Annotated in this window: 1 pseudogene; it reads left to right on the forward strand. The window is 46.2% G+C overall.

Annotated features, from left to right (window positions below):
- Positions 1–57: 57 nt before the first annotated feature.
- Positions 58–559, forward strand: a pseudogene (locus tag AAC147_RS11660) (primase-helicase zinc-binding domain-containing protein); the annotation flags it as partial.
- Positions 560–677: the final 118 nt, after the last annotated feature.

The raw sequence follows: 677 nt of genomic DNA on the forward strand, positions 1-677 counted from the left end.
ACTCACCCTAAATTTACATCTTCAGATAAAACAGACGAACAAAAACCGCTCGAATTTATCCAAACTGTGAAAAAATCCGCCCAGTATTACTGGAAAAATCTGCTTCTTGCCTGTGGTATTGATATTCCGGCAAAGGGTAAACATGGCGCTTGTCCTGTCTGCGGCGGTACTGACCGTTTCCACTTTATCGACGATCACCATCATGGCAACTGGCATTGCCGCCAGTGTGATGCTCCGAACTATGGTGATGGGCTGGATTTAGTAGCAAAAATCAACCGGATTTCGATTTTTGAGGCGGCAAAAATTGTTGCAGATGCTCTGGCATTGCCTTTGCCAGAACCCAAGCCAGCCAAAACGACGACTCATATCCCTAAACCGATCTCAGAACGTATCACAAAACTGGTTGCAATGCTCCAATCAGAGGTTGTTAAAGGACGGTTCGTTATTGCTGGTCACTCAAATGCTGGACGGTACAGTCACGGGCGCACAGACCATCAAGCCGAACGGCGAAAAACACCTTGTTTCTGGTTCGCAGAAACAAGGCAGTTTTACCCCTTTATGTAGTTGGCTGACAGTTAAAGCTGTAGCGTAACCTTCGGTAATGATGATTGTGTCCGGTGTTCCGGTAATCTCAGTGATCGGGATAAAACTGCCTTGTTTCTGCGAACCAGAAACAA

Source organism: Xenorhabdus sp. NBAII XenSa04 (assembly GCF_963866145.1).
GTDB classification, from domain to species: domain Bacteria; phylum Pseudomonadota; class Gammaproteobacteria; order Enterobacterales; family Enterobacteriaceae; genus Xenorhabdus; species Xenorhabdus indica.